The 14,204-nt window shown below is 26.8% G+C and carries 14 protein-coding genes; 8 read left to right on the top strand and 6 right to left on the bottom strand.

Annotated elements, in window-relative coordinates:
- Positions 1 to 167: 167 nt before the first annotated feature.
- Positions 168 to 1,403 carry an argininosuccinate synthase gene (locus tag GBG18_RS03565; protein WP_152188461.1) on the bottom strand — a complete coding sequence of 412 codons (1,236 nt, stop codon included), beginning with the start codon at positions 1,401 to 1,403 and terminating at the stop codon, positions 168 to 170.
- Positions 1,404 to 1,472: 69 nt separating this feature from the next.
- Here GBG18_RS03565 and GBG18_RS03560 point away from each other — a divergent pair, with 69 nt between their 5' ends.
- The 4 genes from GBG18_RS03560 to lptB are packed head-to-tail and all read left to right on the top strand — an operon-like array spanning position 1,473 to position 3,846.
- Positions 1,473 to 1,724: a S4 domain-containing protein gene (locus GBG18_RS03560; RefSeq protein WP_152188465.1), complete on the top strand. Its 252-nt coding sequence runs from the start codon at positions 1,473 to 1,475 to the stop codon at positions 1,722 to 1,724.
- A 4-nt stretch (positions 1,725 to 1,728) separates the two neighbouring features.
- Entirely contained in the window at positions 1,729 to 2,709 is a 981-nt protein-coding gene (trpD, locus tag GBG18_RS03555) for an anthranilate phosphoribosyltransferase (protein ID WP_152188460.1), read from the top strand.
- 8 nt (positions 2,710 to 2,717) lie between these two features.
- Positions 2,718 to 3,131 carry a tRNA (adenosine(37)-N6)-threonylcarbamoyltransferase complex ATPase subunit type 1 TsaE gene (tsaE, locus tag GBG18_RS03550; protein WP_152188459.1) on the top strand — a complete coding sequence of 138 codons (414 nt, stop codon included), beginning with the start codon at positions 2,718 to 2,720 and terminating at the stop codon, positions 3,129 to 3,131.
- Positions 3,124 to 3,846: an LPS export ABC transporter ATP-binding protein gene (lptB, locus tag GBG18_RS03545; RefSeq protein ID WP_152188458.1), complete on the top strand. Its 723-nt coding sequence runs from the start codon at positions 3,124 to 3,126 to the stop codon at positions 3,844 to 3,846. The genes tsaE and lptB overlap by 8 nt, the downstream gene beginning before the upstream one ends.
- 19 nt (positions 3,847 to 3,865) lie before the next feature.
- Here lptB and GBG18_RS03540 read toward each other — a convergent pair whose 3' ends face one another.
- The 3 genes from GBG18_RS03540 to kdsB all read right to left on the bottom strand — a co-directional run bounded on the left by GBG18_RS03540 (position 3,866) and on the right by kdsB (position 7,990).
- Positions 3,866 to 5,188 (bottom strand): GGDEF domain-containing response regulator, encoded by a 1,323-nt coding sequence (locus tag GBG18_RS03540; RefSeq protein WP_152188457.1) that lies wholly within the window; start codon positions 5,186 to 5,188, stop codon positions 3,866 to 3,868.
- Entirely contained in the window at positions 5,181 to 7,163 is a 1,983-nt protein-coding gene (locus tag GBG18_RS03535) for a GGDEF domain-containing phosphodiesterase (RefSeq protein ID WP_152188456.1), read from the bottom strand. The genes GBG18_RS03540 and GBG18_RS03535 overlap by 8 nt, the downstream gene beginning before the upstream one ends.
- 101 nt (positions 7,164 to 7,264) lie before the next feature.
- Positions 7,265 to 7,990, bottom strand: a complete 726-nt coding sequence (gene kdsB, locus GBG18_RS03530; protein ID WP_152188455.1) for a 3-deoxy-manno-octulosonate cytidylyltransferase — start codon at positions 7,988 to 7,990, stop codon at positions 7,265 to 7,267.
- Positions 7,991 to 8,079: 89 nt separating this feature from the next.
- Here kdsB and polA point away from each other — a divergent pair, with 89 nt between their 5' ends.
- The 4 genes from polA to GBG18_RS03510 all read left to right on the top strand — a co-directional run bounded on the left by polA (position 8,080) and on the right by GBG18_RS03510 (position 12,063).
- Complete coding sequence (polA, locus tag GBG18_RS03525; protein WP_152188454.1) at positions 8,080 to 10,758, top strand: DNA polymerase I; 2,679 nt, start codon at positions 8,080 to 8,082, stop codon at positions 10,756 to 10,758.
- 103 nt (positions 10,759 to 10,861) lie between these two features.
- On the top strand, positions 10,862 to 11,566 hold the full coding sequence (locus tag GBG18_RS03520) for a response regulator transcription factor (protein WP_152188452.1): 705 nt from the start codon (positions 10,862 to 10,864) through the stop codon (positions 11,564 to 11,566).
- Between the two features lie 39 nt (positions 11,567 to 11,605).
- Positions 11,606 to 11,800, top strand: a complete 195-nt coding sequence (locus GBG18_RS03515) for a hypothetical protein (RefSeq protein WP_152188450.1) — start codon at positions 11,606 to 11,608, stop codon at positions 11,798 to 11,800.
- A gap of 35 nt (positions 11,801 to 11,835) precedes the next feature.
- The gene (locus GBG18_RS03510) at positions 11,836 to 12,063 is read left to right on the top strand and encodes a hypothetical protein (RefSeq protein WP_444543867.1); all 228 of its coding nucleotides are present in this window, start codon (positions 11,836 to 11,838) and stop codon (positions 12,061 to 12,063) included.
- A 2-nt stretch (positions 12,064 to 12,065) separates the two neighbouring features.
- Here the strand turns inward: GBG18_RS03510 and lgt are convergent, their stop codons facing one another.
- Entirely contained in the window at positions 12,066 to 12,902 is an 837-nt protein-coding gene (gene lgt, locus GBG18_RS03505) for a prolipoprotein diacylglyceryl transferase (protein ID WP_152188446.1), read from the bottom strand.
- 1 nt (position 12,903) lies between these two features.
- Positions 12,904 to 14,199 (bottom strand): (Fe-S)-binding protein, encoded by a 1,296-nt coding sequence (locus GBG18_RS03500; protein ID WP_152188444.1) that lies wholly within the window; start codon positions 14,197 to 14,199, stop codon positions 12,904 to 12,906.
- Between the last annotated feature and the right edge of the window lie 5 nt (positions 14,200 to 14,204).

Genomic DNA, 14,204 nt, shown 5'->3' with positions numbered 1-14,204 from the left:
ATATTTAATCATATAAATATTTATTTTTTATTATAACGAAATAGTGGGATAAATGCAGAAGAAAAAAGACTAAAAAATGTCTTTTTTCTTAAGTTATATATAAGTTAGTGATTAATTGTATATTTTAATCGTAAATTAGTATTTTTTTATCATTTTATAAATGATATTTATTTTTTATTTTGTCCTGCAATTATAAATCTTAGTGCATTAAGTCTAATAAATCCTTCTGCATCTTTTTGATTATATACTTCATCTTCTTCAAAAGTTGAATGAGCTTCAGAGAATAATGATTTAGTAGATTCTCGTCCAACAACAATTACATTACCTTTATAAAGTTTAAGTCTTACATTTCCCTCAACATCTTTTTGAGTTGCATCAATTGCAGCTTGAAGCATTTCTCTTTCAGGTGAGAACCAGTAACCTTGGTAGATTAACTTAGCATATTTTGGCATCATCTCATCTTTTAAATGTGCAGCTTCTCTATCAAGTGTAATAGATTCAATTGCTCTGTGAGCTTTTAGCATAATAGTTCCACCTGGAGTTTCATAACAACCTCTAGCTTTCATACCTACATATCTATTTTCAACAATATCAATTCTTCCAATACCATGTTTATTACCATACTCATTAAGTGTTCTTAAAATTGTAGCAGGTGACATTTCTTTATCATTAATTGAGATTGGATCACCATTTTTATATCCAATTGTGATATATTCAGCCTTATCAGGTGCATTTTCAGGTGAAACTGACCATAACCACATAGACTCTTCAGGTTCTGCATTTGGATTTTCTAAACTTAAACCTTCATAAGAAATATGTAAAAGGTTAGCATCCATAGAATATGGACTAACTGCTGGGTTACCATCTTCATCTAGGTGTTTTTTATCAATTGTAATTCCATGTTCACTTGCATAAGAAAGTAATTTTTCTCTAGAATTTAAATCCCATTCTCTCCAAGGAGCAATAACAGTAATATCAGGATTTAATCCTAAATATCCTAGCTCAAATCTTACTTGGTCATTACCTTTTCCTGTAGCTCCATGTGATACAGCATCTGCACCCATTTTATTTGCAATTTCAATTTGTTTTTTTGAAATTAATGGACGAGCAATAGAAGTTCCTAATAAATATTCACCCTCATAAATTGCATTTGCTCTAAACATTGGGAATACATAATCTTTTACAAACTCTTCTTGTATATCTAATATAAAAATATTTTCAGGTTTAATACCCATTGCAAGTGCTTTTTCACGTGCAGGTTCAACTTCTTCACCTTGACCTAAATCAGCTGTAAATGTAATTACTTCTGCATTATATTCATCTTGAAGCCATTTTAAAATAACTGAAGTATCAAGCCCACCACTATAAGCTAGTACTACTTTTTTAACATCTTTTTTACTCATAAATTTATCCTATGATTATCATTATTTTTAAGGCTAATATTTTATCTAATGTTAGCTATAATCTTAATTATGAGAATAGATAAATTTTTAAACGCAGTTAATATTACAAAAAGAAGAGCAGTTGCTGAAGATATGTTAGAGCATAAAGTTGTTTTTATAAACAATCTTGCAGTTAAAAAAGCGAAAGAAGTAAAACTTGGAGATATTATAGAAATTAGATATCTTGAAAGAAGTGATAAGTTTAAAGTTTTACAAATACCAAACGTAAAATCTACACCAAAGTCCAAAATGGCTGAATATGTAGAAAAGATAGAAGGATAATTAAATGTTTAATACAGCAAAAATGAAATTTGATGATATCTTTGAAAATAGATTACCACAAGATGAAGTAAAAGAGTATTTAATAGAACTTTATGAAAGAGGTGAAACAGCTGCTGAAATCGCAGGAGCTGCAAGCGCTATGAGAGATCATTTAATTCCACTTCCAGTTCATTATGACTTAAAACAAAAGATTATTGATAATTGTGGAACAGGTGGAGATAAATCAAACTCTTTTAATATCTCAACAACAGTTTCAATTCTTTTATCAGCTTGTGGTTCGTATGTAGCTAAGCATGGAAATAGAAGTATTACAAGTAAATCAGGAAGTGCAGATATGCTTGAAGCTTTAGATATTAATCTTAATTTATCTTTAGCGAACTCTGCAAAAATGTTAGAAGAGACAGGTTTTACTTTTATGTTTGCACAAAATCATCATCCTGCAATGAAATATATTATGCCAATTAGAAAAAGTATACCACATAGAACTATTTTTAATATTTTAGGACCTTTGTCAAACCCTGCAACTGTTTCAAAACAATTAATTGGTGTATTTGATAAGTCATATATTAATAAAATTGCATCTGCTTTAGACTTGTTAGATACAAAAAGGTCTATAATCGTATCATCAAATGATGGTATGGATGAAATCTCTATATCAGATATCTCTTTTGGAACATCATTATTTAATGGTAAAATAGAAGATTTTGAAATCAATCCTGAAAATTATGGTTTAAAACTAGCACCTAAAGAGGAAGTAGTAGGTGGTGATGCTAAGTTTAATGCAAATATTACAAAAGAGCTTTTATCAAATAATATTACAGGAGCTAAACTAGATATTGTTTTAATAAATGCAGCAGCGGCTTTAATTGTTGATGAAAAAGCAAGAGATTTCCAAGATGGAATTGCAATGGCAAAAGAAGCAATCTTAAATGGAAAAGCAAAAGAAAAACTTGAACAAATTATAAAAGTTTCAAAACAATTATAGGTTTAATTTTGCAAAAAGAGTTTAATTTAGATTTAGAAAATATTAATATAGTTGTTGATGAATTAATAAATATTATAAATAAAGATACAATAATAATTTTAAGAGGGGATTTAGCAAGTGGTAAAACTACACTTGTTAAAAATTATGTAAAAACTTTAGGCTTAAATGATTTAGTTACCTCTCCTACATTTTCATTACAGTCAGTTTATTCAAACAATATTTATCATTATGATATATATAATAAGAGTTTAGATGAGTTTATAGCTCTTGGAATGCTTGAAGAGTTTGAACATAGTGGAACTCACTTTGTAGAGTGGGGTGATGAAAAATTACAAAATCTTTTGATTGAATATGGATATAATGTAATTTTAGTAGAAATAGAAAAAAGTGATAATAAAAGGTTGTATAAAATAAATGCATAAATTAAGAATAACAGATATAACAAAAGCAATCAAAAAAACACAAATATTACATGGAATTTCCCTAGAAGTTAATTCAGGTGAAATTGTTGGTCTATTAGGACCAAATGGTGCTGGAAAAACTACAACTTTTTATACAGTTTGTGGTTTAGTAAAACCAACATCTGGAGAGGTTTATTTTGATGATAAAGATATTACTAGTCTTCCTTTACATAAAAGAGCTTTAAGAGGAATAGGTTATTTACCACAAGAATCATCTATTTTTAAAGATTTATCAGTTGAAGACAATTTAATGTTAGCAGCTCAAATTGTAACAGATGATAAGGCTGAACAACATAAGCGTGTTGAAGAGTTACTTGAAGTTTTTAATATTGAACCAATACGTCAAAGAAAAGGTGTTTCTCTTTCAGGTGGTGAAAGACGTAGAACTGAAATAGCAAGAGCTTTAGTTTCTCATCCTAAGTTTTTACTACTTGATGAACCTTTTGCTGGAGTTGACCCAATTGCAGTTAAGGATATTCAAGAAATTATTGCACAATTAACAAAAATTAATATTGGAGTTTTAATTACAGATCATAATGTAAGAGAAACTTTAGAAATTTGTGATAGAGCTTATGTTATGAAAGCGGGAGCTTTACTTGCAAGTGGTACAAGTGAAGAAATTAGACAAGATAAAAAAGTAAGAGAACATTATTTAGGAGAAGATTTTAACTTCTAAAATAGACAAAAAGTAGTAATTATATTTTACTTACTACTTTATTTCTTCCTGTTCTTTTAGCTTCATATAAAGCTTCATCTGTTCTTGTAATAAAACTATCTTCATTATCATTTTGATTTAAAATAGATATTCCAAAACTTACTGTTATATTTAGATTCATTTTTGTTAATGAATTTTCATAAATTGTAGTTCTTATTTTTTCTGCAACAATACTAGCACCTTTAATATCTGTCTCAGGAAGTAAAATAAGGAATTCTTCACCACCCCATCTAACAACAGTATCATGCTCTCTTACACTTTTACTTACTATTGTAGAAATCTCTTTTAATACTTCATCTCCAATTTGATGCCCATATTTATCATTTACAACTTTAAATAAATCAATATCAAACAAAACTAAAGATAAACTAGTATTATACCGAAGGGCTCTTCTTATCTCTTTTCCAAATAAACTATTAAATTTATTTCTATTAAATAGACCCGTTAAGGTATCATGCGATGCTTGATATTCTAATAAATTAGATTTTTCTTTTAGTTCTGTAATATCAGTTAGTGATATCACATAAAAATCATTTATATCATCATAGTTATCAACATTTATTGTAAATATTCTTATTTCACCTTTAGAGTTTTTCATTTTGGTAACTCTATCAACTTCACGTAAATTTTTTATATATTCGTAATAGCATGTTTGCTTATCTAAAGTAGATTTTGAAATAAAACCATACTCTTCAATAAAATGATCAAAAATATTATCTGATAACTTAGTAAACTCTTCTATTGAATCTACCTCAAAAAACTCTAAAAACCTTTTATTTACATTTTTTATTGTTTCATTATTAGATAATATAACAATATTCTCTTGTGTATCAAGAATAGATTTTAATTTTTGTATTTCATTATCAACTCTTGTTTCTAAAGATATATTTAAATTTTCTAGTTTTCTTTTTAAATATATAGGTTCTATTGCTTTTATCATACTTTCAACAAGTTGATATAAATCTATTGGTTTCATGGCATAAGTATTAACACCAACACTAATAGCTTTTTTCAAAAAATTAGGGTCATTATGAGCACTAGTAATTACTATTGGTGTTTCTTTATTAATTTGTCTTATTTGTTCACACATTTCAAGACCATCCATTTTAGGCATATTAATATCAGAAACAATTAAATCAATAGTGTCTTTATTCTCTTTGAATTGCTTTAAACCTTCTAATCCATTTTCTGCTAAGTATACTTTTTTTACTAAAGAACTTAGTAGTTTTCCTGTAAATTCTCGTACATCCATTTCATCTTCTACATATAAAACAGAGATATTTTCTAATATTTCTTTATTCATAATTATCTCCCTTTATAAAGTGTGTTAACTTTGGATCAGCAATTGGTTCTGAGAAGTAATAGCCTTGTGAGAAATCAACTCCTAACTCTTTAGTTAATTCAAAAATCTCTTTATTCTCAACATATTCAGCAATAGTTTGTAAATTTAAATTTTTTGCAAACTCAACGATTGTTTTAGTAATCTTATATGAGTTTTCATCAGTTGCGATATTTTTAATTAAAGAGGCATCAATTTTTAAGTAATCAACATTCATTTTTAATAAGTGCTCAAAGTTTGAATATCCTGAACCAAAGTCATCAATTGCAACCTTACATCCTAAAGTTTTAATCTCATCAATAAAGGAAATTAGCAAACTGTAGTTTTTAACATTTTCATCTTCAAGTATTTCAAAAACTACTTTTTTAGCTATATCATATTCTGCTAACATCTCTTTAATAAATACTAAAAATTCAGGATCTTCAATATCTTCATATGAAATATTAACTGAAAATTCAAAAGGTAAATGTTCGAATTTTTTGAAAGATTTTTCTATAACAATTTTTGTTAATTTTGTATATTGATTAGATCTTTTTGATATATCTAAAAAGAAAAATGGTGCTACAACTTTTCCATCCTCATCTATTAATCTTACTAAACACTCATATTTATCAACTTTTAGCGTCTTATTATTTATCAAAGGTTGGAAATATACCTCAATATTATCCTTAACAAATGCAGATTTTAACTTTTTTGTCCATAGCATATTATTTTCATACTCTTGAAACTTATCTAGCTCATCATAGAAAATCATATAATCTTTGTGGTCTTTTTTAGCAGATTGTAAAGCAATATCAGCAGTAATTAGTTTATTGTTTTTATGAGAGAAAGACATACCAGCAGTTAATCTAACATCAATTTCATATTGATCAAAATTAAATACTGTTTTATAAGAAGTTTCTAATATTTTTTCTATTGTTTTTAAAAACTCTTCTTTATTGTTTTTTGTATTTGTAATACAATATGTATCAGATGGAAATTTATATAGTTTTAAATTTGAATACTCTTGCATATGCCTTTTTATAAGCTTTCCAAGTTCAATTAAAATTAAATCTCCAGCTTTATGACCATAAAAGTCATTTATCTCTTTAAAAGAGTTTATATCCAATATACATATTGAAGCTAGTATTAAATTCTTGTCATTTTGAAGCTCTTTAATTAACATTGACCTATTAGGTAAATCTGTTAAGTTATCCGTATAAAGAAGTCTATACAACTCTTTTTTGTGTTTTATTTCATGACTTATATCATTTAAAAGTATTATATCTGTGTTATTGTGAGTTAATGAAATTTTTTGTAATGCAAAAAAACTATTTTCATTTTCTTGATTTTCAATACATACATTTAAAGTTTGTAAAGAGCACTGTTCTAACCAGTTATTATTTAAATTAGTAAAACAGTTTTCATGTTCTATAAAGATGTTACCAATATCATTATATTTTTGATTAATCATATCTAAAGAGCTACAGTTTGTTAATTTATAAAAGTAGTCATTTGCAAAAAGTACTTTATTTCCATCTGTAGAAAAAATTGGATTTGTAATATTATTAATAATAGAGTTTGAAACTTCTTGTTCTTGCTTATAAATTATATCTTGTTTTAAGATATTTGTATATTCTTCTATTTTATATAATAATTCTGCATCATTTATTGGCTTATATACATAATCAATATATTTTGAATTTTTATTTAAATCAATGTTTTTATCTATTAATAAAATCACATAAATATTATTTTTCATACTATAGTTTACTATTTCGTTATAATTATCTAAATCTGTGTTTAGAACTATCAAGTCTAAATTTTCTATATCTTTTATTATTTTATCAGAGTCTATAGAAAAATTAATTGTTATATTTTTTAGTTTTTCATTTGAATAGCTTGTAAAATCATCCAAAGAGCTATAGTCTTCATCAGCTATTAATACATCAAAACGCATTTATTACCTTAATTATTTGTTATTTATAGATATAGTTTTACATAAATTTGCTTAAAATTAGTTGCTATAAAATATGTAGAGCTACATATTTAATAAATAAATTATTTATTAAATATTTTTAAAGCATTATTTAAATCTTCTTGAGTGTCAATTCCAAAAGATTTAGATTCTACTTTTACCATTGCAACTTTATATCCATTATCAATTGCTCTTAATTGTTCTAGTTTTTCAATGTTTTCTAATTTTGAAGCCTTTAAAGAACAAAATTTATTTAAAGATTTTTTTGTAAAACCATAAATTCCTAAATGTCCATTGTATAAAGAGTCCTCATAATGGTCTCTATGATAAGGAACTTTTGCCCGTGAGAAGTAAATTGCATTTGAATCTTCATCTAATATTACTTTTACATGATTTGGATCATCTGCTAATTCTGAAGAAATTTTCTTATGACAAGATACTATCATTGTTTCTTCATCATTTTCTTTTACTTTTTTCACACGATCAATTACAGCTTGAACAACTTGTGTTTCAATAAAAGGTTCATCAGCTTGTACATTTACAATTATTTCATTTTCATCTAAATTTAGCTTATTAACAGCCTCATTTATTCTATCTGTTCCACTATTATGTTCACTTGATGTCATAACAGCATCAAAGCCATGTTCTTTTGCTAAATCTATTACTTCTTGTGAATCTGTTGCAATTACAACTTTATCTAAAGAGCTTACTTGTTTTGCAGTTTTTATTACCATTGGTAAACCTAAAATATCAACTAATATTTTATTTGCAAATCTACTTGAATTTAATCTTGCTGGGATAATAATCATTATATATATTCCTTAGGTTATCAAACCTTGTTTTTAGTCATATTATTATATTATAAAATCTTTAAAGAAGAATATGAAAGAAGAATTTTATGAAAAAAACTATTACTGTTATTGATACCTTTGGCTTCTTATTTAGAAGTTTTTATGCCTTACCACCTTTAAAATCAAAAGATGGCTTCCCAACTGGACTTTTAACTGGATTTATGAATTTTATTTCAAATGTAGGAAAAGATTTCCAAACTGATTACATTGTATTTGCTCTTGATGCAAAAGGTCCTACATTTAGAAGTGATATATATACTGAATACAAATCTCATAGACCTGATGTGCCAGAAGATTTATTAAAACAACTTCCAATTGCTATTGATTGGATTGAAAAAATGGATTTTAAAACTGCAATTAGAACTGGTTTTGAAGCTGATGATATAGTTGCTTCAATTGCTAAAGATGCAAAAGAAAAAGGTTTAGAAGTTAGAATTGTTTCTCATGATAAAGATTTATATCAATTAATTGAAGAAGATATTTATTTATTTGACCCAATTAAAAAAAGTGTAATTGATGAAAAAACATGTTTTGACAAATATGGTGTTTATCCAAAACAATTTACAGATTATCAATCATTATTAGGTGATAGTGCTGATAATGTTCCAGGAGTTAAAGGAGTAGGGGCTAAAACTGCACAAGCTTTAATTGAACAATTTAATGACTTAGATAATATTTATGCAAATATTGACAATATTGAAAAGAAAAGATGGCAAACACTTTTAACTGAGGGTAAAGAGCTAGCTTATATTTCAAAAGAATTAGTAACTTTATCAAAAGATTGTCACTGTATTGATAATTTAGAAGAGTTTCATTTACCTGTAGAAAATCCAATACTAAGAATTTCTGATACTTTAATGGAGTATGGATTAAATAGGGTAATTGAAAGAGTTAATAAAGATGGATTAAACTATAAAACAGAACTTCCTAAACCAAAAGTTGAGTTAAAAACTGAATATATTTTGTTAAATGATGAAAAAGAGTTATTTAAGGTATTAAACCAAATTCCAAAAGATTCAATTGTAGCTTTTGATACAGAAACTACAAGTGTAGATACTATAAATGCACAAATTGTAGGTTTCTCTTTTTCTTATGAAGAAACAAAAGCATATTATGCACCAATTTCTCACTTTTACTTAGGAGCTCCAGAGCAAATATCAATAGATGCTGCTAAAAAAGCAATAAATATATTAAATGGATTTAAATTAGTTCTTCAAAACTTCAAATATGATTATGAAATCATAAAATTTAATTTAGATATTGAACTAAAATTATATGCTGATACTATGATTTTAGCTTGGCTTTTAAATACAAGTCAAAGAGTAGGTTTAGACTTTCAAATAGAAAAATATTTTGACCACAAAATGATAGCCTTTAAAGATGTAGTAAAAAAAGGTGAAAACTTTTCTAATGTAGAAGTAAGTAAAGCTTGTGAATATGCTGCAGAAGATGCATTAATGACATTAAAACTTTACAATAAACTTTTAGAAGAATTTAATGAAGAAGAAAACAAAATTTTATTAGATTTAGCAAAAAATGTAGAGTTTGATTTTATTTATGTATTAGCAAATATGTTTGAAAAGGGTATTAAAATTGATGTTAATAAACTAGAAGAGCTAAAAATATCAAATAATAAAACTATTCAAGAGTTAATATCAAAAATATATGAAGCAGCAGGAACTGAGTTTAATATTAATTCGCCTAAGCAATTAGGTATAGTTTTATTTGAACAGTTAAAACTACCACCATCAAAGAAAACAAAAACAGGATATAGTACAAATGAAGTTGTATTACACAAATTATATGACTCTCATGAAATTATTCCTTTATTACTAAAGTATAGAGAAGCTTTTAAACTACAATCAACATATATAGAGCCATTATTAGAGTTAGGACTTAAAAATGATGAGAATAGAATTTATACATCATTTTTACAAACAGGAACAGCAACAGGAAGATTAAGTTCTAAAAATCCTAATTTACAAAATATTCCAGTAAGAACTCAAGCAGGTGCAGAGATAAGATCAGCTTTTATACCAAAAGATGGTTATAAACTTGTGGGAATTGATTACTCTCAAATTGAGTTAAGACTTCTTGCTCATTTTAGTGAAGATAAAGCTTTAGTTGATGCTTTTAATTCTGGTGAAGATATACATTATCAAACTTCTGTAAAAATATTCGGAGAAGAACTTGCAAAAGAAAAAAGATCTGTTGCTAAATCTATAAACTTTGGTTTATTATATGGAATGGGTAGTAAAAAGCTTGCAGATACTTTAGGAATTACTACAAAAGAAGCAAAAACTTATATTGAATCTTATTTTGAAGCATTTGTTAGTGTAAAAGATTATTTAAAGTCAATTGAAGAGTATGCTTTTGAAAATGGGTATGTAGAAACTTTATTAAAAAGAAAAAGATTATTTGATTTTGACTCAGCAAATGGAATGCAAAAAGCTGCATATTTAAGAGAATCAGTTAATACTTTATTTCAAGGAAGCGCAGCTGATTTAATTAAATTATCAATGATAGAAATATACAAAAAATATAAAAATAATAATAAAATGAGTATGTTATTACAGATTCATGATGAACTTATTTTTGAAATTGAAGAAAATGAAGTAGAAAAAATAACGAAAGATTTAATTGAAATAATGGAAGGGGTTTATTCTCTAAATGTCCCATTAAAGGTCTCTAGCACCGTAGGTGAGTCATGGCAAGACTTAAAATAGTCTTAAGAATAGCTTAATATTGTAAAATATCTACAAATATTTTGACATATTAAGTTTTTTTTGTTATTATTATGTCTTAAATCAATATTTAAAGAGTCTAAAAATGTTAAAAACAGTAAGAAATATAAGAAAGCTATATAACGCAAAATTACTTTTTATTAGTAGTGATGAGACAATTCACGAAACAATAGAAAAAGAGTTTGATGATTATTTTAAAGAATTAAAAATTGCAACTAATATAAATGATGCTATGGATTTAGCATGTTCAAATACATATGATATGGTAATAATTGATACAAATATAAAAGGAGTTAGTTTTTCTGAATTATGTTCAGAGTTAGCTAACCTAGCTCCAACATTACCAAAAATTATTATTTCAGATTCTGATGATAATGAAGATATTGTTACAGCTATTAATTATAGTGCATATACTTTTTTATCAAAACCATTAAGAGCTAAAGATATTAAGCTATCAGTTATAATGTGTCTTAATCAGACAAAAAGAGGTGATAAGATTGAATTCCAAGGTGGAATTTACTTTGATGAGTATAGAGATCAGTTCTTTAAAGCAGGTGGTTTTTTAGTTGATTTTACAAGACTAGAAAAAGCCTTCTTAAAACTACTTATTTCAAAAAGAAGTGATGTTGTTGATTATGATTTAATCAAAGAAGTAGTATGGAAAGGTAAGGACATGTCAATTTATACAATGAGAAATATTGTTAATAAAATTAGACAAAAAACTTACTATGAAATTATTAGAAATCATTCTAATAAAGGTTATACTATTGATAATTTTAAGAACTCTTAATATTATCCATTTGCAATATGTCAATAAAAAAGTTATAATATGGAAGAATTGATCGTTTCAAAAGAAGAACTTATCCAAATGTTTGAAACTGAAGAGTTGAAAGACAGTGGAAAAGGCTGGATTATGAATGATGAAGAGATAGATATTATAGCTTTACATGACGTAGATCCTAAATTTCTTCAAGATATCACAAATGCGAAATTCTATAAACTAACATCAAAAGGTATTAAATAATGTCCCATTGTCCTTTTTGTAAAAAAAAGATAGCCATGAGTAAAGCATTTTGCTCTAGAAGTTGTAAAGAAAACTACTTTCAATTAATTGCAATTCAAGTGCCAAAACCATTCTTAAAAAGAATTTTTGTGTTTTGTACACCAGAACAAAGAGAAGTAGAAATTGAAAACTTTGCGAATAGACATGGTTGGAGATTAGATTTACTAAAAAATAAGATTAATGAATTAGCTATTGGAGCTGGATTTATAGAAGAAAATAGCTAATATTACTTAGCTATTTTTTTATCTTTACCTTTTTTTTCTTTTAAAATCACATATACAATCAAACTTATTAATAATACAACTGAAGATTGTAGTATTCCCATAGTTAACCAATCACTATAAATAAATCCTAATTGAATATCTGGTTGTCTAAAGAATTCAGCAATTATTCTCATAGCAGAATATAACACTCCATACATAAGTGCTAGTTGTCCATCAAAAGTTTTTCTTTTTCTGAAATATACTAAAATAGCAAAGACTACTAAACCCTCAAGTATTGCTTCATAAAGCTGTGAAGGATGTCTTAAACTCTCACCTACATAAATTCCCCAAGGAACATCAGTAACTCGTCCTATAAGCTCTTGATTAAAGAAGTTTCCAATTCTACCGAATACATAAGCTGCTGAAATACCAAGTATTGCAATATCTGTTATAAACCAAAAAGAAATTTTGTTTTTTCTGCAAAATAGAATAGATGCTATTATAAATCCAATAAATGCTCCATGATAACTCATTCCAGAAATTCCAGTATAAACACCATCTACATAAGGATTAAAAATTTGCCATGGTTTTGTAAGATAATACATTGCGTTAGTATCATAAAAAATGATATAGCCAAGTCTTGCACCTAAAATTACACCAATTTCAGCCCACCAAATATATGAATCAAATAAATCATTTGAAATATTTAGTTTATCATGTTTAATAAACCATTTAGCAATAAAAATAGCAGAGATTAAAGCAAGAGCATACATAATCCCGTACCAATGAACTGATACAGGACCTAAATTAAAAGCAACTGGTTCAAAATTAGAGTATATATTTTGCCAATACTCTTGCATTCTAATCTAGTGCCTCTGCAATTAGTTCAATTGGGTTTTTAAATTTAACATCTACATCTGATAGATATAAGGAGTTTGTAATTTGCATTCTACATGCAGAACACTCAGCACTTACAACTTGTGCTTTTGTTTCTTTTATCATTGCAGCTTTTGGAAGTCCAGCAGCTTTTGCAAAATCATATTTTTCAGTTTGCATTGTAACTCCACCAAAACCACAACATCTATTTGAATCACTCATTTCTGTTAAAACATAGTTTTGTTTTAATAAATTTCGTGGCTCTTTCCAAACACCTTGCATTTTTTTAGCATGACAAGGATCATGATATGTAACTGTTGTATCAATAGTTTTTTTACTTTGTGCTAATAATTCTCTTAATTGTGTATTATCATCAAGCCATTTTGTAGCCATAAATATTTTCTTAGATAACTTAACAGCTCTTAGCTGCCACTGGGGTTGATCATGTAAGAAATGCTCCCAATCTTGATTAATCATTGCTGAACATGTAGCTTCTGGAATAATTACAGCATCTACATCATCAATCCATGTTTCAAAATACTCAATATTTTTCTTTGTTAAGTAATCAACCGTATCAAAAGCACCAGTAAAATATGCAGGTGCTCCACAACATAGTTGTTTCTTAGGAATCATAATATCAAGTTCTAATTTCTTTAGAATTTTAACAAGAGAATCCCCTGTATTTGTATATGTATAATTACTCATACATCCAATAAAAATTGCAACTTTGTTTTTCTTATTCTCTTCAACTTTCTTGTTTTTTGCAAAAATATTTTGAGGATATTTATTTAGAAAACTTCTCATATCAGCAAATGGTAAAACTCTATCTTTTTTTACAATAGGAAGAGAAAATCTAGGTTCTGCTGATTGTTTATTACTATCAAGTTTTAATGCACATGTTTGAAACATCCATCCCATTCTTGATAACATATCCATAGTCTTTCTATGTCTTAAAAGCCAGAAAAATAGTCTTTTATACCAAGCAATACCATATTTTTTTGCAATATCTGCTCTTACTTGTTCAATTACCATATCAGTTGGTAAATCTATAGGACACTCTTCAACACAGTTTGTACATAAAAAACATGATTCAAAAATATCTTTTGCATTTTGATCTAGTTCTAATTCATCTCTTTCATAAGCCCCAAGTAAATCAATAAATCCTCTTGGACTTGTTGTTTCATCTTGATTTATATTAAAGATTGTACATACAGGTTTACATTTTCCACATTTTACACAGGCATCAGATACAGCTGTATAATTAAATTTATTTATTGACACTTATA

The sequence above is a fragment of the Poseidonibacter ostreae genome (genome assembly GCF_009208075.1).
Classification (GTDB): Bacteria; Campylobacterota; Campylobacteria; order Campylobacterales; family Arcobacteraceae; genus Poseidonibacter; species Poseidonibacter ostreae.
This window is presented reverse-complemented; position numbering and strand designations above follow the sequence as displayed.